Origin of the sequence: Ideonella aquatica (genome assembly GCF_018069755.1) — a bacterium.
GTDB lineage: Bacteria > Pseudomonadota > Gammaproteobacteria > Burkholderiales > Burkholderiaceae_C > Ideonella > Ideonella aquatica.
Map to the genome: position 1 here is coordinate 78341 of NZ_JAGQDE010000003.1, position 20520 is coordinate 98860.

The window sequence follows — 20520 nt, forward strand, 5'->3', positions numbered from 1 at the left end:
CGATGACCGCCACTCGACCAAAGCAAGCGAATTCGCGGTAACAGGCACAAAGCCGACATCCGCCCTCGCGACCGATGCTTGTACTGGGGACGGCTTATCCGACGCGCGAGTACGGGTAAGCATTCTTGATTTGATAGGCCAAGAACTGCCCTTTGGATCCTGCCTGCATTAGCTGCTCAAAGAGTGCCTGCGTCACGTTGTAGTACTGGTAGATGCCGCCACTCGAAAACTCCACTTCCAATGTCTGCGACGGTTCGTCGTAGCCGATTGAGGCGATATTGGACGAAGCGACTGGTTCTCGGTTCATTGTTCACCTACCTGTGGTTCTGGGGTGTCTTCGACTGGAACTCGCACGATGCCAGGGTCTCTCGTGACGGCGAACGTCCTCTGGGCACGCCAAGAGGCGACTACTCGGTCGTACCCCTCTGCGATCCTCTTGGTGGCCCAAGCTTCGGACACCTTGGGGTCAGAGCTCTTGGGGCGGTGCTCAGGCGCGGGCAGCGTGACGCGGCATCGCACGGGCAGTCGGGCAGCCTCTCCGGCTACGATTGCCTCCCCCGTTCTCAGCACCGGCAGCAGGTCCACCAACCCGCCAAGGTTGTCGGGAAGTGCGCCCTTCACTCGGGCACGATCTTCAGGGTTTGAAAGGCGCAAGGCCATGATCGTGCCGCACTGAGACAGGATGGTCTCATCGACCTCTGCGGGACGTTGTGAAACCACCATCGCGCCAATACCGTACTTACGTCCTTCCTTGGCGATCCGCTTCACCACGTCGGCCGCTGGACTGTCTTCCTTGGCGCCTGACAGGTATCTGTGTGCCTCTTCCATCACGACAAGCAGTGGGCGGTGTATGCCTCCTTCGGTTTTCTCGCGGCTCCAGAAGAGCGCCTCGTAGACGATCCGCAAGATTGAACCGATAAGAGTCGTCAATACGGAGCTCGGCACACCAGAAAGGTCCAGGATGGTGACTGGCTTTTCGTAACCCAACCAGTCATCCAAGAGATGGTCCAGATCGCGTTCAACGGTTCCGTCCAGCGCAGGCTCCCACGGGCCAGGGTGCAGGATGAAGTCGAACCGGTGGTCTAGCAGACGTGACCGCATTAAATTCAACTGTCGGCGAATCCCTTTTGCCTGAGTGTTCAAGAACGGTCCCGCAGCGCCCAACGCCGCCGGGGTGTATTTGGGGGGTGCGAGAGTTATAGGGTTGCCGGCAGCTTCCAATGCCGGCTGGTCCCGCTGTGGCCCGTTGAGCGTCCGCATCTCGAAGTCTACGAGGTCATACCAGCATTGCTTGAGGCTGAACGGCACCGGGCTATCGACGGTGAGCGATTGAGGGTCCAATCCGGCGAAGTTGGCCGCCGTTAGCACCGCAGCCTTCATTTCCTGAATCTTGTCGGAGAACGCAATCTCTTGATTCTCAGTCAGGCCTCCCGCAACAAAGTCCAGCAGGTCTTTCGATTGCAGAGCCCAGTAGGGCACGAACAGCGGGCGTTCTCCGGGTTGTGGCGTGGCGCTGTACACGCGAGCGAGATCTGCCAAGGCATGGGTGTATTCACCATGTAGGTCAAGAAGAAGGATCCGAGACGCCGGCGCGCCATCTTCCTGATTGGGCCGAACGATCGAGCGCAACAAGCTTGCGACGGTTGTAGATTTGCCTGAGCCAGTTGATCCCAAGATGGCGGAGTGCCGAGATACCAAGGCATCCAGCGAGAGTTTGACAGTGATGCTCTCTGAACTGGAAAGAGTGCCTATGGCTATCTGGTCAACGCCATCGCTCCCATAGATTCGTCTCAGGTCACCCTCGCTAACGATGTGCACCGCATCGTTTATAGACGGCAACTGGCTAAGTCCGCGCTCAAAGCTCCGCCCTAGGGCTTCTCCAGCGAGTTCCACTTTCATCCAACGTCCACCGCTGGCTGCTTTGGAATCTGACGATGCGCCCACCTCGCTCACGATGCCGAATAGGTCCTGGTATCCCTGAGGTATCCGCACAAAGCCACCGACCTGAGCAACCCGGTACATGTGCCCTTCAATCATGGCGATGCCTGATGCGAGGGACTCGGCGAGCGACACTGTCACGGTCGGCCCCGAAACTGATGTCACCAACCCTAAGAAGGTAGGGTCCTTGGCGCTCACGCTTTGGGCTCCCCGGCATTCGCTTCGGCAATGGCAATCGCAGCTGGGGCACCTGCGACGGCGGCGTCGGGTGTCTCCTGTGCACTCATTTCGGTTGCTTGAGCAAGGGCGCAAAAGCGGGTGAGCAGCGCAAAGTCGCCAAGCAGAAATTTGCTCTGTTCCCCAGGCCACCGTGGCCCCCAGAAGGTCGCACGGATGTCCTCCCAGTTCTTTGGTGGATCCCCGGGACGCCATGTTCCCTTGACGCCTCCAATCACAGCCCCATCGGACGCATACACCGAAAGGTTGGGGCGTTCGTACGCCAGTTTGCAGGCGGGCTCCTCAGACGCCAATGGCATGTACTGGAATGCCATCACCGAGGCGTTCGCATTCATGGCAAGCGCTTCGTCCAACACTGCGCAGATGTGTGCGTCTCGGAATGAGAAGCCAGAGGTGAGCAAGATGCTGTCTGGGGTCAGTAGAAACTGGCGTAGTCGCTCGAACAAGGCCGAGTAGGGTTGCTTCTGGGTCAGCTCGTACTTTAGGTGGTCGGGATACACGAGCTGCGAGGCTGTTCGTCCGCGTCCGCGAACAACCGAGTCGCCTTCTAGCGCCCAACCCAAGGAGCCATGCAACTTCCAGAGCCGGGACCACCTTGGTGGTAAATCGTCGCTGGCGACGCTGACGGGATCAAAGAAGGGCAGATGCCCTCCGGTGAATCCGTCGAAATAGGAAGCGCGGGATCGTTCGAACGCCTCTTCGAACAGCAAGTCGTAGTTAGTAGTGAAGATTTCGACGGCGTGCGCCCGAAGCGTTCCGCTGACCCAAGAGACCAACTCCGTGTAGGCGTTTCGCTCCTTAGGGAGGGCTGCGCCCACTACTTCGCCGATCTTCCTACACACTTCCATGCCGAGCGCCATATATCCGTTGGAGTCCAGTCCATGAACCTGGGCTGGCCCAAGTGCCTGCTGCAAGAGTCGGATACGGGTGAGGATTGATTCGATATTTGCGGCAGCACCAAGTTCCGCGCGAATCGCCTCAGCAGCGGCCTTCTGCTGTCCAGTCAATGCCCCAATCGCCTGTGCGGTCAACTCCTCGACACCAGGCATCAATGCGCGTCCACCTTCGGATACCAACGTCCCAATATCGTTCACCCGGAGAGACATCGGAGCTCCTGCACCTACCAGCAGACCAATGCGCTTCCGCCCTTGTGACAGGATCTGCCGGAGGTCCGACATGAAGCGGTCGGGGTTGTGGAATGTGTTCATGCGGGCTCCCTTGCCGTATCTTTTCGTAGCCACATTCTGCATGGTTCCTAAGTTGACGCCCTCTGGGGACCGGCCGGCCCTTTCCCGGGGTTGCTGCATCGGCAAGCTTGCCCGAAGAGCTTTCTGGCCAAGAGATCTGTGGCGCTCAATCCGTAGCCGAGGAACCCGGATCCTTGAGTTCCGCAAACTTGGCGGCCATGGTCGGATTGCCCTTGGTGAGCTTCTTGATTGTCACGTCCTGGGCTTTGTCATTTGCCAACCGCAAATTTCTGTCAGCACCTAAGAGTGCGTCCTTGGTCTTTTGCAGGTGGTCGATGGACTTGTCGATCTCGTCAATTGCAGTCTGAAACCTGCGCGAAGCCAAGTCGTAGTTCTTGGCAAACGCTGTCTTGAAGCCCTCAAGTTCACTCTCGAAACTGGTGATGTCGATGTTCTGGGCCTTCACAAGAGCCAGCTCGGTCTTGTACTTGACCGCATTCATCGCCGCATTGCGCAGCAGTGTGATCATCGGGATGAAGAACTGCGGTCGCACCACATACATCTTCGGATAGCGATGAAAGACGTCGACGATGCCGGTGTTGTAGAGCTCACTTTCGGGTTCCAGGAGAGAGACCAGCACTGCATACTCACAGCCCTTTTCCGTGCGATCCTTGTCTAGCTCTTTAAGGAAGTCCTCGTTGCGCTTCTTGGTGGCAGTCGCATCGTTCTCGTTCTTCATCTCGAACATGATGGACACGATTTCAGTGCCGGACTCGTCGGTGTCCCGAAAGATGTAGTCACCCTTGCTTCCGGTGCTGGCGTCGTTGTCCTTCTCAAAGTAGGCCAGCGGGAAGGCGGTGGCACGGATGCGATTGAACTCGGTCTCGCAGTGTTGTTCTAGCGTCTCGCCCACCATCTTCGTGGACAGGCGCGCCTTCATGTCGCGTAGGCGCTCGATGGCCTCGTCGCGGTCTTTGATCTGGACCTCATAGCGGTCTTTGAGGGACTGCTCCGCGAGTTGCTTTTCCAGCCGCACCTGCGCCAGGCTGGCCTGCAGCTCGTCACGCTGCTTCTCGACGCCGCTCAGCGCCTCGGTGATGGCGAGCTTTCGGGAGAGTTCAAGCGCCGCCAGCCGAGCCTTCAAGCCCTGGATTTCGCTGTCCTTGCTAGCAGCAGTGAGTTGCAACTCGGCAGTACGCTGGGCCTCGGCCAATTGCCGGACGGTTTGGGTTTCCTGCCTAGCTTTGTCCAGTTCGCTGGCGAGGGCGTCCCTCTGCTTTTCGACATCGCTCAAGGCCTGTGCAACTGCTAACTGGCGGGACACCTCGCCAGCCTCAAGCTGAGCCTTGAGCTTCTGGATTTCAGCCTCTCGTTCGGCGCTCTGCTTCTGCAACTCAGCAGACAGCTGGGCGCGGGCGAGTTCCACAGCGCTCCGTTTGTCGCGCTCCGCGAGTTCCAGGCGCTCATGAAGTTGGTGCTCGAAGTCGCTGTCTCGCACCTGCTTGAGGATGTCGGCGTAGCCGGCCTCGTCAATCTTGAATGCCCTGCTGCAATGCGGGCAGATGATCTCGTTCATGTCTGTCGCTCCCAAGACCTACAGGTTAGCAAACCTGCGGATTCCAAGGAGTAGGTTGGCTCCGCAGGACAGCGCGCAGAAGGTGGTCTAGGACTGCAGGTTCTCGATACAAGGCCGACGGGCAGTACGGCTGCTACGAGATGGCCGGTCCTGATCCCAGCAGACATTGACGTTCCGAGTTCGTGCGACAGCACACAGTCTGAAGCCGAACCTCGCTGTTGTTGACGTCGTTGACGGCCTGCGGGCATGAAGTGCCGCGCGCGACGAAGATTCCGTGCTCACCGCAGCCAACATGATGCCCGGGCGACCTCGGCGGACCATGAGGTCTTCCAAGACCTGACCCTCCCGGCCATCCCTGGTCCCCCCGACAGGAATCGAACCTGTATCTGGCGCTTAGGAGGCGCCCGTTCTATCCATTGAACTACGGGGAGACTCACGCGGGGTGCTGGGCACACTGCGCGAAAGCGCGAATTCTCGCATGAGGCTCCGGCGCGTTACGCTGTGGCCTGGGGTGACGACGAAGGAGTCGACATGACGATGGTGGGCAAGGTGGGCGTGCTGCTGGCGGTGATCGGCATGGCGGCGCAGCTGGGTGAGGCGGGGCCGTGGGCGGGATGGGTGTTGCTGGCGGGGCTGGTGGCCCTGGGCGTGGACGTGGTCCGCGGGGTCAAGGCCTTCCTGTCGACGGACGGGCGCTGAGCCATGGGGGCCGCTCGCAGGATGGGTAGCAGGGCGCTGGGCGCGCTGATGATGGCGCTGGGGATGGTCTGCGCGATGCAGGGCGCGGTGGCGCAGACATCTCCGACTGCGCCGCCAGCGCCTGCGGCCTCGTCCCCACCCGCCGCCTTTGACGAGGCCCTGGCCGCCCGCACCGGCGCCGATGAGTACGGCATGAAGCGCTATGTTTTCGTGCTGCTGCGCACCGGGCCCAACCGCATGCCTGATGGGCCGGCGCGCGACGAGATGTTCCGCGGCCACTTTGCCAACATGAAGCGCCTGGCCGATGCGGGCCATCTGGTGCTGGCCGGGCCGTTCGATGGGGTGGACGGCTGGCGCGGCCTGTTCATCCTGGCGGTCAAGGACATTGACGAGGCCAAGAAGCTGGCCTCGACCGACCCGGTGCTGGCCTCGGGCGAGATGTTGGCCGAGTACCACCGCTATTTCGGCTCGGCGGCGCTGGTGATGGTCAACGAGCTGCACGCCAGGCTGGCGAAGAAGTCCTTCTGACCGGGCCACTCAGGGCCAGCGCCAGCTCCAGATCAGGTCCACCGCGTTGTCCTCGCCCGACTGCGCGCGCAGCGTGAAGCGCTGGGCGATGCGGTAGACCAGCTGCCAGGTGCCGGTGGTGGCGTTCACACCGCGCTCATAGCCGACGTACCAGCGCCGGCTGAGCTGCTTGCCCACGCTCACCACCATCTGCCGCACGTCGTTGGCGTCGGTGGCCTGGCGCAGCGAGAAGTCGGTCAGGCCCAGGGCCTTCATCACCGCGTCGGTGGGGGCTTCGCCCTCGCCGGCCAGCAGGGCCACGGCGGCGCGCTGCAGCAGCGCGGTGTCGGCCTCGCCCAGGCCGTCGGGTTCGCGGCCCAGCATCAGCCAGCTGAGCTTGTAGGCGTCGCTCATCTCGGGCTCGCTGGCCAGGCGCACGCGCGGGTTCAGCGCGGTGCCGGTGACCTGCACGCCCACCGTCACGTCCAGGTTGGGCCGTACCGCGAAGATGTCCAGCCGCGGGTCTTCCACCGGGCCGGTGAAGCTGAGCACGCCGCGCTCGATGTCGAGGTTCTGGCCGTAGGCCACATAGTGGCCATCCTGCAGGCGCACGCTGCCGTTGACCGACAGCTTCTGGTTGGTCACGCTGGCCAGCAGCTCGCCGCGCAGCGTGCCGTCGATGCCGCGGCCCTTGATGCGCAGGCGCTCGCCCAGGTCCAGCTTCGCCTTCAGTTGCATGGGGCGTTGGGCGCGGGCGGTGCCGGCGGTCTCGGCGCTGGCGGGACGGGCGCTGGCGAAGACGACGTCGTTGTCCAGGCCGGGGGCGTCGCCCTGGCTCACGTCCACCAGGCCTTCGTCCACCTTCAGTGCGCCGTCCAGCAGCCAGCGCTCGGGGCTCAGGCTCAGCGTGGCCTGGCCGCTGGTGACCAGTCGGCGGTCGAGGCGGCCCAGCACCTGAAAGCGTTCGGCCTGGGCCTGCAGCTGCAGCTCGGGGCGGGCGCCCAGGCGCGCCTCGCCCTGCAGCGTGACGCGGCCGTCGCCACCGCGGAAGCTGAACTGCTCGATGTGGGCGCGCTCGCCGTCCAGGCGCATGTCGACCTGGCCGTCGCTGAGCTGCACGCCCATCAGCGCGTGGCGCGCTTCCAGGCGCTCGCCGCTGAGGCGGCCGGTCACCTCGGGCGCGCCGAAGCGACCGCCAAAGCCGGCCGTCACCGCCAGCGCGCCGCCCAGGCGCCAGCCCGGCGGCACCCAGGCACCCCAGGCACCCAGGTTGGCCACGCGCAGCTGCAGCACGCCGTTGAGCGGCGCATCGGCGGTGGGCCAGGCCAGCTCGGGGCGGGTTTGCAGCGTGGCCACGCCGGCCATCTCGCCCAGCGCGCGACCGGCCAGGGCCTGCGTGAAATGCCAGGTGCCGTCGTGCGCCGACAGCGCCAGACGCAGGTCGCTCAGCGCCAGCGGCTGCACGCGGCTGCGCGGATCGCGGGCGTCATCGACCATGGCCAGGTCGCCGCCCAGGCGCTCGAAGACCAGTTCGGCGTCAAAGCGCTCCTCGCGCCGGATCTGCACCGAGCCGCCCAGCCGCAGGTCGCCGCGCCAGCCCAGCTCGGGCTGGGCACGGGCCAGCAGCGGGGCCAGCGCGAAGGGCTCGATCTGGGCGTCCAGCGCCAGCGTGGGGGCGGCCCTGCCCGGGCGCCAGCGCGCTTCGGCCTGGCGCCAGCGCAGGCGGGTTTCGGGCAGCGCCAGCGCGCCGGGCTGCAGCGTGGCGCGCAGCGGGTGGGCCTGGGCGTCGAGCTGCAGTTCGGCCTGCAGGTCGGTGGTGGACAACCAGTCGCTGCCGGCAGCGCTGCCGGTGCCGCGCGCACGCAGGCGCAGCTCTGACAGCGCGGCCTGCCAGCGGCCGGCCCAGCCCTCACCGTCGGTCAGCCAGCGGCCCTGGCCGGCCAGGCGCAGCTCTGTGCCGTTGCCGCCCGGCGTGCCCAGCGCCTGCGCCAGCAGCTCGCCCGGCCGCGCCGGGCCGCTGGCGGTCAGGCTCAGGCGGTGTTCGGCCAGGCGGCCGTCCACGCGCGCCTGGGCCTGGTCCAGTTGCAACACGCCGGCCGCCAGGCCGCGCAGCTGGGCGTCCAGCTGCAGCGGGCCGTCGGGCTCGCCCGGCCAGGCCAGCCTGGCCTGGCCTTGGCTGAGCTGAACGCCAGGCAGCTGCAGCGCGTCGGCCTGCACATCGGCCCGCCAGGCACGCTGGCCAGGGGTGCGGCTCAGCGTGGCCTGCAGGCGGCCGGCCGAGGGCGCCCAGGCGGGATCGAGCAGGCGCAGCAGCGGCGCGGCGGCGGCCAGCGCGGGCGCGTCCAGGCCCAGCTCGCCACCGACGGCCTCGGTGTCACCGTCCCAGCGGGCCTGCAGGCGGTTGCCGGCCAGGTCCAACACGGCCGTGCCCTGGCTGCGCACCTGGCGCTCCCAGGTCAGTTGGCCTTGCAGCGGCACGCCGGCCAGCAGACTGGGCTGCAGCTCGGCGCCGAGCCGGCCCTGCCAGGCCAGCGGCCACTGGCTGGGGCTGGCCTGGGCGAGGCGGTCCGTGTCCAGCCGGCCCTGGGCCTGCCACTGACCCTGCAGCCGGTGCGGGCCGCGGCGCCAGGGGCTGTCGGCGGCCAGCGGCCACCACAGCGTGGGGTCGAGTTGTTGCAGGCCGCCTTGCAGCTGCAGCTGCCATCGGCCGCTGCCTTCGGGCACCACCTGGCCGCTCAGCTTGGCGCGGGCCTCGCCGGCCTTCAGCTCGGCGCGCTGCAGTTGCAGCTGGCGGGCATCGGCGCGCAGGTCCAGGGCCAATCCCAGCTCGGGTGTGGCGGGGGCGCCCACCAGGCGGCCCTGCCAGTCCACCGTCAGTTGGCCGCGCAGCGCCTGCGCCTGCAGCGCGGCGCGGCCGGCCAGCCAGTCGTCCAGGGCCGGCAGGCCGGCCAGCTGGCCGGTGAGCGGGCCGCTCCAGGTGCTGGCGCGCAGGCGGCGGTCCAGCGCTTCGGGGTGCAGGGCGCGCAGGCGGGCGTCCAGCGTGAGGGTGTCGGCCTGCCAGTTCAGCGTCGCGTCGGCCTGGCCACCGTCGGGCAGCGTGGCCTGCAGGCGCTCCAGCGTCAGGCCTCGGGGCAGCAGCGCAGTGGCATCGGCCCACTGCCAGTGGGCCTGCCATTGCAGACGGGACAGCGGCAGGCGGGCGCTGTCCCAGGGACCGGCGGCGGCGTTGTCGATGCGGCCCTCCCAGGCCGTGGGCTGGCCGGCCTGGCGCGCGGCCAGCGACACGCTGGCATCCAGCGCGGTGCGCGGCCAGCCGGCCTGCAGCGCCGACAAGTCCAGCGCCTGGCTGCGCAGCTGCAGTGCGCCCAGGGGCCAGGGGCTGAAGGGCTGCACCTGGGCGTCGGCGTCCAGCGACGGCGCGGTCTGGCCGGACGGCGCCTGACCGCGCAGCGTGGCGCGGGCGCGCAGCTTGGTCAGTGGGCCGTCGGCCTGCAGCGTGGCCTGCCAGGGGGTGGCGGCGCCGTCCAGGCTGTGCGCCTGCACCTGGGCCTGCAGCGGCAGCGGCGCGTGGGTGCCCAGCTGCAGCGTGCCGCTGAAGCCGGCCTGGCGGGTCTGGGCCTGGGTGAGCGTCAGCCGGTGTTCGGTGGGGCCGGCGTGCCCGCTGCCGGCCAGGGCCTGCAGGGCTTCGGCCTGGTCGATCTGCAGGCGGCCAATCTGCCAGCGCGCCAGGTCCAGCACCAGCGGCAGCGCCAGGCTGTCCGGCACGGGCGTGGGGCCGGACGAGGGCGCGCTGCGCCACTGCACGCTGTCGGCCTGCAGCGCCTCGGCCTGCAGGCCCAGCCAGGCGCCCTCCGCGGGGCGCCACTGCCAACGCAGGCCCCGCAGCTGCCAGGCGCCCAGGTCGAGCTGACCGGCGCTGCCTTGCCAGTGCAGCGCGCGGGCGCTCAGGTCCGGTCCGCTCAGCGTGCCTTGCAGGCCGTCCACGCGCAGCCCGGGCACCTGGCCCAGCGCCCAGGCGGCGCCGGCCTCGGTGCGCAGCAGCCAGCCCCCCGCACCGATGCCCGCTGCGGCCAGCAGGCTGGCTGCCAGCAGCGCGGCGGGCCAGCGCCGTCGGCGCGCCGTGGGGGCCGCGGTCGTGTCCATCAGAAGGCGATGCCCACGCTCAGGTGCAGGCGCACGCTGCGCAGTTCCTGGCCATAGGCCAGGTCCAGCTTCAGCGGACCCACCGGGCTGCGCCAGCGCACGCCCAGGCCGTAGCCCAGCGCGGGCGAGAAGCCGCGCCAGCTGTCACTGGCCCGGCCGGCATCGACAAACGCGGCCCACCACACCGAGGGCAGCGTGGCCGACACCGGCCGCGCGATTTCGGCGCTGACCGTGGCCAGCACGCGGCCGCCGGTCAGGCTGCCGTCGGAGCGCGTGGGCGCCAGGCTGCGCCAGGCGTAGCCGCGCACGGATTCATCACCGCCGGCCCGAAAACGCAGCGCATCGGGCACCTGCACGTCGTCGCGCATCAGCACCTGGCCGGCCTCCAGCCGCAGCTGGCTGTACCAGCTCTGGCCGATCGGCCAGTAGCCGGTGGCGCGCGCCTGCACGCGGCCGAAGCTGCCGCGGGCGCTGTCGCTGCCGTCAGCGGCGCCCAAGCCCAGGCCCAGCTGCACGGTGTAGCCCCGCGTGGGCAGCAGCGCGTTGTCGACGCGGCGCAGCGACCAGTCGGCCTGCAGCGACAGCGCGGCCAGGGTCTCGCAGGTGCCGGTGGCCAGTCCGCTGGCGCATTCGCGGCTGCGGTCGGCATCGATGTGGAGAAAGCGTTCGATGCCGCCGCGGTCGGTGGAGCGGCCCACGCGCAGGCGCTGCAGCAGCACGGTGTCGTTGTCGCCCACGGTGCGGTCCAGCGTGCCGCCCAGCACCCAGCGGCGGTAGTCGCGGTCGGGGTGGGTGGAGAGCTCGCCGTCCCAGCTCTGCTCCGACGCGCCCCACAGCAGCTTGTTGCGCAGCGACAGGTCGCGCCCGAACAGCCGGCGCTGCACATGCTCCAGCGAGACGCGCGGCCCGGTGTTGGCGCTGTAGCCCAGGCCGGCGGTGGCGGCCTGGCGTGGTGCCTCGTGCAGCTGCACGTTGACGGTGGCGGCGCCGGCCTGGGTGGGGTCGGGATCGAAGCCCACGTTGACGCTTTCGTACAGGCCCGTCTTCAGCAGCGTGGTTTGGTAGTCCAGCAGGCGCTGCTCGGTCAGCGCGGCGCCGGTCTCGAAGGGCGCCAGCGCGCGGGCGCGCTCCGGGGGCTGGTGCGTCAGGCCGTTGACGGCGATCAGGCCGGCGCGGAACAGCGGGCCGCTGTCGGCCACCAGGAAGAGGCGCACGCCGGTCAGCTCGGCGTCCACCTCGGCGGCGGTGCCGGCCCAGTTGGCGGCCGCGTAGCCCTGGGCCCGCAGGCTGGCGATGACGGCGTTCTTGGCCTCGCTCCAGGCGGCATTGCTGAAGCTGCTGCCCGGCGCCAGCGGCCAGCGCTGGCCCAGGCGCTGCTGCAGCGCGCGGGCATCGGCATCGCCCTGCTCGGCGCGCTCGGGCAGTTCGCCGGTCCATTCGAAGGTCAGCCGGCTCACGCGCGCGGGCTCGCCCGGCGTGACGCGCAGGGTCAGCGTGCCGTCATCGGCGCGCAGCACCTCGGCTTGCGCGCGGAACAGGCCCAGCGGCTGCACCAACTGGCGGGCCTGGGCCGGGGCGCTGCCGATCAGGCGCGACCATTCCAGGTCGCTGAAGCTGGCAGCGTCGGGTTGGGCGATCGCGCGGGCCAGATCCAGGTGCTTGTCGAGCAGGTCGCGCACCGCGCCCGGGGCGTCCAAGCGCAGCCGCGGCACCTTGCCGACGGGCGCAACAGGCTCGGCAGCCGGCGCGGTGGCGTCGGGAACCGAGGCGGCGCTGTCCGGCGCCGCCGGCTGCGCCAGCGCCAGGCCGGGTGCAGCCGCCAGCGCCCACAGCGCCGCGGCCAGCCGCTGTCGCCAGCTCATTTGCTGAGCAGTCGCATCGCCCCTTCCAGGCCCTGCAGGGTCAGCGGGAACATGCGCTGGCTCACCAGCTGCTGCACGATCGCAATGCTCTGCCGGTACTGCCAGACGCCCTGCGGCTCGGGGTTGATCCAGGCGAACTTGGGGAAGGCGTGGGTGAGCCGCTGCAGCCATTCGGCGCCGGGCTCCTCGTTGTTGTACTCGACGCTGCCACCGGGTTGCAGGATCTCGTAGGGGCTCATCGTGGCATCGCCGACAAAGATCAGGCGCCAGTCCTTGTTGTACTTGCGGATGATGTCCCAGGTGGCGCTCTTCTCGGTGTAGCGCCGGCGGTTGTTCTTCCACATGAAGTCATAGACGCAGTTGTGGAAGTAGTAGAACTCGAGGTGCTTGAACTCGCTGCGCGCGGCCGAGAACAGCTCCTCCACACGGTGGATGTGCTCGTCCATCGTGCCGCCCACGTCCATCAGCAGCAGCACCTTCACCTTGTTGTGGCGCTCGGGCACCATCTTGATGTCGAGCAGGCCGGCATTGGCGGCGGTGGAGTGGATGGTGTCGTCCAGGTCCAGCTCCAGCTCCGAGCCCTCGCGGGCGAAGCGGCGCAGGCGGCGCAGCGCCACCTTGATGTTGCGCGTGCCCAGCTCCTTGGTGTCGTCGTAGTCGGCATAGGCACGCTGGTCCCACACCTTGACGGCGCTGCGGTTCTTGCCCGGGCCGCCGATGCGCACGCCCTGCGGGTTGTAGCCGCCGTGGCCGAAGGGGCTGGTGCCGCCGGTGCCGATCCACTTGCTGCCGCCTTCGTGGCGCTCCTTCTGCTCCTCGAGGCGCTTCTTCAAAGTCTGCATCAGCTCGTCCCAGCCCATCTTCTCGATGGCGGCCTTCTGCTCGGGCGTGAGCTCTTTCTCGAGGACCTTGCGCAGCCACTCCAGCGGGATCTCCTGGCCGAAGTCGGTGAGCATCTCCACGCCCTTGAAGTAGGCGCCGAAGGCGCGGTCGAACTTGTCGAAGTGGGCCTCGTCCTTGACCAGGGTGGTGCGCGACAGGTAGTAGAAATCGTTCACCGACGGGCCGATCACGCCGGCCTTGAGTGCCTCGAGCAAGGTCAGGTACTCCTTGACCGACACCGGCAGCTTGGCGGAACGCAGCGTGTAGAAGAAGTCGATCAGCATGGTGTCGGTCCGCCACGACGGCGGTAGAGGCCGATTGTGCCGAATCCGTGCCGCCCAGGGGCACCGAAGGGGACACCGCAGCGGCTTGTGCCCATAATGCGCAGGTCGAACCCGGGGAGGTCCGGGCGCTGAGGCCGTGAACAACGTCAACAATACCTTGCTGGCTGTCCTGGCTGTTCAGGCGGCGCTGTGCGGCGCCGGCTGGTGGGTGGGCGCGGCCACGCTGGGCCTGTCGCGGTCGGCCGCGCTGCACTGGATGGGCCTGTGCCTGAGCATCGGCCTGGGCTCGGTGCTGTTCATGCCCGGTCTGGATGTGCCGCTGGAGCTGAGCCTGCCAACGCGCAACCTGCTGGTCCTGCTGGGCTGCATGCTGCTGCGGCGTGGCAATGCGCTGTTCCTGCGCGGCGACACCGCCGATCTGGAGCAGGCGCTGCTGCTGGCCGTGGCGGTGCTGGCGATGCTGCTGATCGGCATGGAGCCGGGCGAGCAGTGGGTGCGTGCGCTGACGCTCTCGTCGGCGATCGGCTGGGTGCTGCTGCGCGGCGGCATCGAGCTGGTGCGCGGCCTGATGCGCGAGCACAGCTGGGCCGGCGCCCTGACGATCAGCCTGCCGATGCTGCTGCTGGGCGCGGCGCTGATGGGCCGGGCTGCCTCGGCGCTGGTGGTGCCGCCGCAGTCGCCGATGCTCGACCTGTCACAGCCCAGCTCGGCCGGCACCGGCCTGCTGCTGACTGCGCTGCTGGTCTTCAGCACCACCCAGCTGATGCTGCTGTACCTGGTGATCATGCGCCTGGTGCGGCGCCTGCGCGAGGTGGCCAGCCAGGACCCGCTGACCCGCCTGCTCAACCGCCGCGCCTGGATGCTGGCCCTGCAGGCCGAGCGGGTGCGCATGCAGCGCCACCCTTGCGCCACCGCGATGGCGGTGATCGACATCGACGGCTTTCGCCACCTGAACCAGCGCTACGGCAACGCCCAGGGCGACGATCTGCTGCAGCAGCTGGCGCGCTGCCTGGAAGAGACCGCCCGTGCCACCGACGTGGTGGCTCGCCTGGGCGCCGACCAGTTCGGCGTGTTGCTGTCCGACACCGACGCCGACGGTGCCACCGAGGCCGCCGAGCGCCTGCGCCAGGCCGTGGCGGGCCTGAACCTGCGCGTGGGCGAGGAACGTGTGCCGCTGACGATCAGCGTCGGCGTGGCGGTGCAGCCGGCCGACCTGGCGCTGCAGCTGTCATTCTCGGCGCTGCAACTGCGTGCCGACGAGGCGCTCAGCTCGGCCAAGGCGGGTGGCGGCAACCGGGTGCAGATCGATCGCCGCCCGGCCAGCCTGGCCTTGGCCGGCGCCTGATCAGGTCTTGACCCGGTCGTAGCGCGTCAGCCAGTCAAAGAAGGCCTGGTGCCACTGCCGGCTGTTGCGCGGCTTGAGCACCCAGTGGTTCTCGTCCGGGAACCACAGCATCCGGGCCGGCACGCCGCGCGCCTTGAGCGTGTTGTAGTAGGCAAAGCCCTGGGCGTCGGGCACGCGGTAGTCCAGCGCGCCATGCACCACCAGCGTCGGCGTGCTGAAGGCGCTGGCAAAGGCATGCGGGCTCTGCGAGGCGATCTTGGCCGGGTCCTCCCAGTACCAGGCGCCCATCTCGTCACCGGTCCAGGGCCAGCAGTCGTCGGCGAACATGGCCGTCCAGTCGTAGCAGCCGGCATGGCAGATGTAGGCGGCGTAGCGGCCAGGGGCGCAGTGGCCGTTCATCCAGGCCACCATGTAGCCGCCGTAGCTGCCGCCGCTGGCAAAGACACGGCGCTTGTCGACCCAGCGCTTGCTCAGCAGCCAGTCGGTGGCGGCTTCAATGTCCTGCAGCTCCAGCTCGCCCCAGCGGTGCGAGATCGAGTCCTTGAAGGCGTGGCCGAAGCTGCTGGAGCCGTGGTAGTTGACGCTGGCCACCACATAGCCCTGGGCCGCGAAGACCTTGTTGTTCCAGCGCCAGTGCCAGTTGTCGCCGGGCGCGGTGTGCGGGCCGCCATGGATGGTGTGCAGCACCGGGTGCTTCTTCTTGGGGTCGAAGCCGGGTGGGTAGTGCAGCCAGACCTGGACCGCATCACCCAGCGCGCCGGTGATCCAGACCTCTTCAGTGCGGCCCAGCTCGAACGCGGCCAGCGCGCGGTCATTGAGGTGCTCCATGCGGCGCACATCCTCACCGGGCAGATGGGCCTGCAGACGGGCCGGGTGATCGGCGGTGTCGGCCAGCGTCACCACGGTGCCGGCGGCTTTGTCGAAAGCCAGCACCCAGCCCCCTTCCACCACCACTTCGGCGCGGCGATCCGGCAGATCGAAGCGCCACAGGTGCTGGCGGCCGCGCTGCTCGGCGGTGAAGAGCAGGGCCTGACCGTCGTCCTCCCAGTGCAGCGGGGCCTGCACCTCGTGGTCCCAGTTGGCGCTGGGCACCTCCCAGACGCCGTCCTCGCGCCGCCACAGACCCAGTTGCTGGGGCATGGTGTGTTTCTGGCCGCGGTGGCAGGCGCGGAAGGCCACGGCCTCGCCGTCCGGCGCGTAGGCCGGCGTGGTGAAGCCCCACTCGGCGTCCTGCGCCAGGGTCTGGAAGCGCTTGCCGCGCAGGCGCAGCTCGACGATCGCCGGCCGGCTGTCGGTGCGTTTGGCCGGGTCCGGGTCCCAGGCAAAGACCAGGCTCTGGCCGTCGGGCGCGATGTCAAAGCAGCTCTCGTCGGGCTCGAAGCGGGTGAGCTCGTAGGGCGTGCCTTCGAACAGATCGGTGCTGCGGCCGGTGTCCAGGTCCAGCACCAGCACATGGGGCACGCGGTCCATCGGGATCATGTGGTCCCAGAAGCGCACGATCTCGGCGTCGCTGGCGATGCCGGTCTCCTTGCGCTCGGTGAAGGCCTGGTGCGCCTTGGCCTGGGCCGCCGCGCCCTTCAGGCCCGGTCGCACCCACGACACAAAGGCGATGCGCCGGCCATCCGGAAACCACTTGAAGCCGCCGACGCCGGTGGCCACGTTGCCCACCCGGCGTGCCTCGCCGCCATCGGGCGGGATGACGTAGAACTGCGGCTCGCTGTCCTTGGCGCCCTCCTGTTCGCGGCGGGCAACGAAGCCGACCAGATCGCCCAGGGGCGAAAAGCGCGGCGCGCCGTCCTTGTCGCCGCAGCGGGTCAGCTCGCGCGGGCGGCCGCCCAGCGTGGAGAACAGCCACAGCGAGGCAGGGCTGCGGTTGGCGGCCATATCGGGCCGGGTCACCGCGGCCACCGCCTGCGCGCCGTCGGGCGACAGGCTGGGCGCGCCGATCCTCGCCAGGCGCCAGAGATCGTCGATCGTGAAGGGCTTGTGGCGGGCCATGACGGGGTGTCTCCTCAGCGTTGGCGGCTCAGCTGGTGGTCCAGGTGCTGCCGGATGGTCGGCCATTCGGCCGCGGTGATGCTGTACACGGCCGTGTCGCGCAGGCTGCCGTCAGCGGTGCGCTGGTGGGCGCGCAGAATGCCGTCGAGCTGGGCGCCCAGGCGCTCGATCGCGCGGCGGCTCTGGGTGTTCAGGCGGTGGGTGCGGAACTCCACCGCGATGCAGTCCAGGGTCTCGAAGGCATGGGTCAACAGCATTCGTTTGCACTCGGTGTTCAGTGCGCTGCGCTGCACGCGCCGGGCGTACCAGGTGCTGCCGATCTCGACCCGGCGGTGCACGCGGTCGATGTTCATGTAGGTGGTCATGCCCACCGGCACGCCTTGGGCATCCAGCACCGCAAAGGGCAGCATGCTGCCCGCGGCGTGCAGGCCCAGGCGGCGCTCGATCTCGGCGGCCATGCCCTCGGGGCGCGGCACCACGGTGTACCAGAGCCGCCACAGCTCGCCATCGCGCGCGGCGTCGGCCAGCGCGGCAGCGTGATCCGGGTGCAGCGGCACCAGGCTGGCGTGCTGCCCGCGCAGCGTCACCGCCTGCAGCAGTTCACTCATCGCGTGATCCTTTTTGGGCGCGTTGCCAGGCGCGCGCACCGTGCAGGCCCAGGCCACCACCCAGGCCCACCAGCACGATGGCGCCGATGCTGGCGCCGCCATAGCCCTCGGCAAACAGATCCAGCCCCAGTGCCTGCCCCAGCCAGAAACCCGCCAGCGCGCCGCCGATGAAGCCCACCGCGTCAGAGACGCCTTCGACCCAGGGGCTCAACGGTTCCTCGACTGCATGAAGACCAGCTTCTCGAACAGGGTCACGTCCTGCTCGTTCTTCAGCAGCGCGCCCACCAGCGGCGGCAGCACCACCTTCTCGTCGCCGCTGCGCAGCACCTCGGCCGGGATGTCCTCGGCCACCAGCAGCTTGAGCCAGTCGATCAGCTCACTGGTGCTGGGCTTCTTCTTCAGGCCCGGCAGGTTGCGCACGTCGTAGAAGCTCTTCATCGCCGCGGCCAACAGATCCTGCTTCAGGCCGGGGAAATGCACGTCGACGATCTTCTTCATCGTGTCGGCGTCGGGGAACTTGATGTAGTGGAAGAAGCAGCGGCGCAGGAAGGCGTCGGGCAGCTCCTTTTCGTTGTTCGAGGTGATGAAGACCAGCGGCCGGTGCCTGGCGCGGATGGTCTGGCGCGTCTCGTAGCAGTGGAACTCCATGCGGTCGATCTCGCGCAGCAGATCGTTCGGGAACTCGATGTCGGCCTTGTCGATCTCGTCGATCAGCAGCGCCACCGGCGTGTCCGACTCGAAGGCCTGCCACAGCGTGCCCTTGACGATGTAGTTGCGGATGTCGCGCACCTTCTCGGCGCTCTCGGCATCAGAGAGCTGGCTGTCGCGCAGGCGGCTGACCGCGTCGTACTCGTACAGGCCCTGGTGGGCCTTGGTGGTGCTCTTGATGTGCCACTCCAGCAGCGGCAGGCCCAGCGCGCGCGCGGCCTCCTCGGCCAGCATGGTCTTGCCGGTGCCGGGCTCGCCCTTGACCAGCAGCGGGCGCTTGAGCGTGATCGCGGCGTTGACCGCCAGCATCAGGTCGTCGGTGGCGACGTAGTTCTCGGTGCCTTGGAATTTCATGGGGGGCTGTCGAGGGGTGACGATTCAGTATATGCGTGGCGTTCGCGCCACGCGCGGCCAGGGTTGCCCGGGCCAAATGCGCAGGGAATCGGGGCTGTTTTCCGGGGTTTCGAAGCGGGGCGGGGTGGCACAGTCGTCCCTGATCCGGGCTGTTGTGCGTGCCGATGCGCAGGGCCGGTGATCGCCTTCGCTACGCCATGCTCAAGAAGATCCCCGTTACACAAGTCCGCCTGGGCATGCACCTGCATGCGCTGGAGGGCGCGTGGATCGACCACCCGTTCTGGAAGACCAAGTTCGTCATCCGCGACCGGGAGGATCTGGCCAAGCTGCAGAACAGCGCGATCACCGAGGTCTGGATCGATCCCGACAAAGGCCTGGACGTGGCCGAGCCGGGCGACGACCGACCGGCCCCACGGCGCGTGGCCTCGGTGGCCCCGGTGTCGGCGGTGGCACCGGTGACAGCGCGCAGCGCGCCCGCCGCGGCCGCGCACCCTGGCGCCGCGGAAACGCCCCTGCCGCCCGCTTCGCGCAGCCTGCGCGAGGAGCTCACCCAGGCTGCCGCGCTGTACCGCCAGAGCCGGGCCCAGGTCACCTCGATGTTTGCCGAAGCCCGCCTGGGCAAGGCCATCGACGCTGAGCAGTGCCTGCCGCTGGTCGAAGAGATTTCCAGTTCGGTCTTTCGCAACCCGGGCGCCCTGGTCAGCCTGGCGCGACTGAAGACGCAGGACGACTACACCTACATGCACTCGGTGGCGGTGTGCGCGCTGATGGTGGCGCTGGGCCGCGAGCTGGGCCTGAACGAGGCCGAATGCCGCGAAGCGGGTTTCGCCGGCCTGCTGCACGACCTGGGCAAGGCAGCGATGCCGCTGGAGGTGCTGAACAAGCCCGGCAAGCTGACCGATGAAGAGTTCGGCATCATGAAGTCGCATCCCGAGCGAGGCTGGGAGATGCTGTCCGAATCGGGCACCGTGGGCGAGGGCGCGCTGGACGTGTGCCTGCACCACCACGAGCGCATGGACGGCACAGGCTACCCGCACCGCCTGCCGGCCGAGAAGATCAGCCGCCTGGCCCGCATGGGCGCGGTGTGTGACGTGTACGACGCGATCACCTCCAACCGGCCCTACAAGGCCGGCTGGGACCCGGCGGAGTCGATCGCCAAGATGGCCTCGTGGAAGGGCCACTTCGACCCGGCGATCTTCGCCGCCTTCGTCAAGAGCCTGGGCATCTACCCGGTGGGCTCGCTGGTGCGGCTGAAATCGGGCCGGCTGGCGGTGGTGGTCGAGCAGAACCCGAGCGCGCTGACGGCGCCGAACGTCAAGGTCTTCTTTTCGACCAAGTCGCAGATGCCGATGGCGCCGCAGCTGCTGGATCTGTCGACATCCACCGACCGCATCGAGGCGCGCGAAAACCCCGCCACCTGGGGTTTCAAGCACCTGGACGAGCTGTGGGCGGGCGACGCCCTGCCCACCCGCCGCTGATCACTGCATCGGCGCGGCGAAGCGCTCGAAGCGCGGCCGCCAGTCCCCCAGAATGTCAGCCGACACCAGGGTGTGGGTGGCGCGGCCGATCAGCATCTCGCGCGGCACGCTGCCGATGAAGCGCGAGTCCTCGCTGTTGTCGCGGTTGTCACCCATCATGAAGTAGTGTTCGGCCGGCACCGTCACCGGACCGAAGTCGCGGCCGTGCCCGCCGCCACCCAGGTACTGCACCGCATGGGGCCGACCTGCCAGGTGCTCCTGAGCCCGCAACGCCGGCCAGGTGACGCCGGGCTGCACCGCCTCCATCACCTCGTGGGCATCGCTGTAGCCTTGTTCCTGGCCGTTGATCAGCAGGTGCCCGGCGCGCAGTTCGACCTGGTCGCCCGGCAGTGCCACCAGGCGCTTGATCAGGCGGGTGCCGTCACGCGGCGAATCGAAGGTGACGACATCGCCGCGCTGCGGCTCGCCCAGGCGCGCCAGCACCACATGCGTCAGCGGCAGCTTCAGGTCATAGGCCAGGCGGTCGACCAGCACCACGTCGCCCTCCAGGATGGTGGGCCGCATCGAGCCGGTGGGCACCGGGTTCCAGTCGGCCACGGCAGTGCGCAGCAGGCCCATGCCCAGCAGCAGGGCCAGGAAGCCGCGGTTGTTCTTGAGCCAGGTGCGCATGCTCACTCGCCTGTGATTCGATCACGCTACGACCAGGCGCTCCGG

16 protein-coding genes and 1 tRNA gene are annotated in these 20520 nt (G+C 68.2%); 4 read left to right on the forward strand and 13 right to left on the reverse strand.

Annotation, left to right across the window (positions count from 1 at the left end):
- Positions 1 to 94: 94 nt before the first annotated feature.
- The 5 genes from KAK06_RS04630 to KAK06_RS04650 all read right to left on the reverse strand — a co-directional run bounded on the left by KAK06_RS04630 (position 95) and on the right by KAK06_RS04650 (position 5369).
- Positions 95 to 307: a KTSC domain-containing protein gene (locus tag KAK06_RS04630; protein WP_210800752.1), complete on the reverse strand. Its 213-nt coding sequence runs from the start codon at positions 305 to 307 to the stop codon at positions 95 to 97.
- Positions 304 to 2136 carry an ATP-binding protein gene (locus KAK06_RS04635; RefSeq protein ID WP_210800753.1) on the reverse strand — a complete coding sequence of 611 codons (1833 nt, stop codon included), beginning with the start codon at positions 2134 to 2136 and terminating at the stop codon, positions 304 to 306. Before KAK06_RS04635 ends, KAK06_RS04630 begins: the two co-directional genes overlap by 4 nt.
- Entirely contained in the window at positions 2133 to 3383 is a 1251-nt protein-coding gene (locus KAK06_RS04640; protein ID WP_247652658.1) for an SIR2 family NAD-dependent protein deacylase, read from the reverse strand. Before KAK06_RS04640 ends, KAK06_RS04635 begins: the two co-directional genes overlap by 4 nt.
- A gap of 145 nt (positions 3384 to 3528) precedes the next feature.
- Positions 3529 to 4938 (reverse strand): DUF2130 domain-containing protein, encoded by a 1410-nt coding sequence (locus KAK06_RS04645; RefSeq protein WP_210800754.1) that lies wholly within the window; start codon positions 4936 to 4938, stop codon positions 3529 to 3531.
- Between the two features lie 356 nt (positions 4939 to 5294).
- A tRNA-Arg gene (locus KAK06_RS04650) sits at positions 5295 to 5369 on the reverse strand.
- 100 nt (positions 5370 to 5469) lie between these two features.
- Here KAK06_RS04650 and KAK06_RS04655 point away from each other — a divergent pair.
- Together KAK06_RS04655 and KAK06_RS04660 are read left to right on the forward strand one after the other, a co-directional pair.
- Complete coding sequence (locus KAK06_RS04655; RefSeq protein ID WP_210800755.1) at positions 5470 to 5637, forward strand: hypothetical protein; 168 nt, start codon at positions 5470 to 5472, stop codon at positions 5635 to 5637.
- A 21-nt stretch (positions 5638 to 5658) separates the two neighbouring features.
- A complete protein-coding gene (locus KAK06_RS04660; protein ID WP_210800756.1) occupies positions 5659 to 6165 on the forward strand; it encodes a YciI family protein in 507 nt (168 codons plus the stop codon).
- 9 nt (positions 6166 to 6174) lie between these two features.
- Here KAK06_RS04660 and KAK06_RS04665 read toward each other — a convergent pair whose 3' ends face one another.
- The 3 genes from KAK06_RS04665 to KAK06_RS04675 are packed head-to-tail and all read right to left on the reverse strand — an operon-like array spanning position 6175 to position 13315.
- Positions 6175 to 10287 (reverse strand): translocation/assembly module TamB domain-containing protein, encoded by a 4113-nt coding sequence (locus tag KAK06_RS04665; RefSeq protein ID WP_210800757.1) that lies wholly within the window; start codon positions 10285 to 10287, stop codon positions 6175 to 6177.
- Entirely contained in the window at positions 10287 to 12149 is a 1863-nt protein-coding gene (locus tag KAK06_RS04670) for an autotransporter assembly complex protein TamA (RefSeq protein ID WP_210800758.1), read from the reverse strand. Before KAK06_RS04670 ends, KAK06_RS04665 begins: the two co-directional genes overlap by 1 nt.
- Positions 12146 to 13315, reverse strand: coding sequence for a vWA domain-containing protein (locus KAK06_RS04675; RefSeq protein WP_210800759.1), 1170 nt, complete (start codon positions 13313 to 13315; stop codon positions 12146 to 12148). The genes KAK06_RS04670 and KAK06_RS04675 overlap by 4 nt, the downstream gene beginning before the upstream one ends.
- A 136-nt stretch (positions 13316 to 13451) precedes the next feature.
- Between KAK06_RS04675 and KAK06_RS24490 the strand changes: the two genes are divergently transcribed.
- The gene (locus KAK06_RS24490; RefSeq protein WP_210800760.1) at positions 13452 to 14660 is read left to right on the forward strand and encodes a GGDEF domain-containing protein; all 1209 of its coding nucleotides are present in this window, start codon (positions 13452 to 13454) and stop codon (positions 14658 to 14660) included.
- On the opposite strand, the gene KAK06_RS04685 is transcribed toward KAK06_RS24490, so the two are convergent.
- Genes KAK06_RS04685 through KAK06_RS04700 form a run of 4 tightly spaced genes read right to left on the reverse strand, consistent with a single transcriptional unit; the run spans position 14661 to position 18328 of the window.
- On the reverse strand, positions 14661 to 16658 hold the full coding sequence (locus tag KAK06_RS04685) for a S9 family peptidase (RefSeq protein WP_210800761.1): 1998 nt from the start codon (positions 16656 to 16658) through the stop codon (positions 14661 to 14663).
- A gap of 14 nt (positions 16659 to 16672) precedes the next feature.
- Entirely contained in the window at positions 16673 to 17266 is a 594-nt protein-coding gene (locus KAK06_RS04690) for a GNAT family N-acetyltransferase (RefSeq protein WP_210800762.1), read from the reverse strand.
- Positions 17259 to 17477, reverse strand: coding sequence for a hypothetical protein (locus tag KAK06_RS04695; protein WP_210800763.1), 219 nt, complete (start codon positions 17475 to 17477; stop codon positions 17259 to 17261). The genes KAK06_RS04690 and KAK06_RS04695 overlap by 8 nt, the downstream gene beginning before the upstream one ends.
- Positions 17474 to 18328, reverse strand: coding sequence for an AAA family ATPase (locus KAK06_RS04700; protein WP_210800764.1), 855 nt, complete (start codon positions 18326 to 18328; stop codon positions 17474 to 17476). Before KAK06_RS04700 ends, KAK06_RS04695 begins: the two co-directional genes overlap by 4 nt.
- A 197-nt stretch (positions 18329 to 18525) precedes the next feature.
- Here KAK06_RS04700 and KAK06_RS04705 point away from each other — a divergent pair, with 197 nt between their 5' ends.
- Positions 18526 to 19806, forward strand: a complete 1281-nt coding sequence (locus KAK06_RS04705) for an HD-GYP domain-containing protein (protein ID WP_210800765.1) — start codon at positions 18526 to 18528, stop codon at positions 19804 to 19806.
- On the opposite strand, the gene lepB is transcribed toward KAK06_RS04705, so the two are convergent.
- Positions 19807 to 20475, reverse strand: a complete 669-nt coding sequence (lepB, locus tag KAK06_RS04710; protein WP_210800766.1) for a signal peptidase I — start codon at positions 20473 to 20475, stop codon at positions 19807 to 19809.
- Between the last annotated feature and the right edge of the window lie 45 nt (positions 20476 to 20520).

Coding starts and splice junctions, on each gene's coding strand:
- KAK06_RS04630 (WP_210800752.1), bottom strand. CDS start 307: ATGAACCGAGAACCAGTCGCTTCGTCCAATATCGCCTCAATCGGCTAC.
- KAK06_RS04640 (WP_247652658.1), bottom strand. CDS start 3,383: ATGAACACATTCCACAACCCCGACCGCTTCATGTCGGACCTCCGGCAG.
- KAK06_RS04645 (WP_210800754.1), bottom strand. CDS start 4,938: ATGAACGAGATCATCTGCCCGCATTGCAGCAGGGCATTCAAGATTGAC.
- KAK06_RS04655 (WP_210800755.1), top strand. CDS start 5,470: ATGACGATGGTGGGCAAGGTGGGCGTGCTGCTGGCGGTGATCGGCATG.
- KAK06_RS04660 (WP_210800756.1), top strand. CDS start 5,659: ATGGGTAGCAGGGCGCTGGGCGCGCTGATGATGGCGCTGGGGATGGTC.
- KAK06_RS04665 (WP_210800757.1), bottom strand. CDS start 10,287: ATGGACACGACCGCGGCCCCCACGGCGCGCCGACGGCGCTGGCCCGCC.
- KAK06_RS04670 (WP_210800758.1), bottom strand. CDS start 12,149: ATGAGCTGGCGACAGCGGCTGGCCGCGGCGCTGTGGGCGCTGGCGGCT.
- KAK06_RS04675 (WP_210800759.1), bottom strand. CDS start 13,315: ATGCTGATCGACTTCTTCTACACGCTGCGTTCCGCCAAGCTGCCGGTG.
- KAK06_RS04685 (WP_210800761.1), bottom strand. CDS start 16,658: ATGGCCCGCCACAAGCCCTTCACGATCGACGATCTCTGGCGCCTGGCG.
- KAK06_RS04690 (WP_210800762.1), bottom strand. CDS start 17,266: ATGAGTGAACTGCTGCAGGCGGTGACGCTGCGCGGGCAGCACGCCAGC.
- KAK06_RS04700 (WP_210800764.1), bottom strand. CDS start 18,328: ATGAAATTCCAAGGCACCGAGAACTACGTCGCCACCGACGACCTGATG.
- KAK06_RS04705 (WP_210800765.1), top strand. CDS start 18,526: ATGCTCAAGAAGATCCCCGTTACACAAGTCCGCCTGGGCATGCACCTG.
- lepB (WP_210800766.1), bottom strand. CDS start 20,475: ATGCGCACCTGGCTCAAGAACAACCGCGGCTTCCTGGCCCTGCTGCTG.